Origin of the sequence: Streptomyces sp. SID12501 (assembly GCF_010550245.1) — a bacterium.
Lineage (GTDB): Bacteria > Actinomycetota > Actinomycetes > Streptomycetales > Streptomycetaceae > Streptomyces.
In genome coordinates this window covers 1-459 of record NZ_JAAGLU010000562.1, presented here as the reverse complement: position 1 = coordinate 459, position 459 = coordinate 1, and the positions used below count along the sequence as shown (strand labels likewise).

Genomic DNA, 459 nt, shown 5'->3' with positions numbered 1-459 from the left:
AGGTGGCCGCCTGCAGCAGCCAGATCCAGGCACCGGAGGTGCCGAGCGCCACCAAGGAGAGGGTGGCGGCGGCCTGCACGACCCCGCCGAGCACGATCGCGCGCCGGTTGCCGAACCGGCCCACCGCCCGTCCGCCGAGCACCCCGCCGACGACCGTGCCGATGCCGAGGACGCCGAAGGCGAGTCCGGTGGCGAGCGGGGAGTAGCCGAGGACTTCCCGGAGGTAGAGGGTGAGCAGGAAGACCAGCGAGGTCTCCGTGACGAAGGCGATCAGCCCGGCCGCGTTGCCCCAGACCACGCTGCGCCGCTTCAGGATGTGGACCGGGACGAGCGGGGCCGCCGCCCGTCGTTCGATGCGGACGAAGGCGGCCAGGAGCGCGGCGCCGGCGGCCAGGGAGGCCAGCGTGGTGGGGGTGGTCCAGCCGGTTTCGCCGGCCCGGGTGAGTCCGAGGACGAGCA

1 protein-coding gene is annotated in these 459 nt (G+C 74.3%); it reads right to left on the bottom strand.

Translation table 11 applies throughout. The features are described from left to right. A partial coding sequence (locus G3I71_RS47295) for an MFS transporter (protein ID WP_164325121.1) occupies window positions 1–459 on the bottom strand: 459 nt, incomplete at both ends.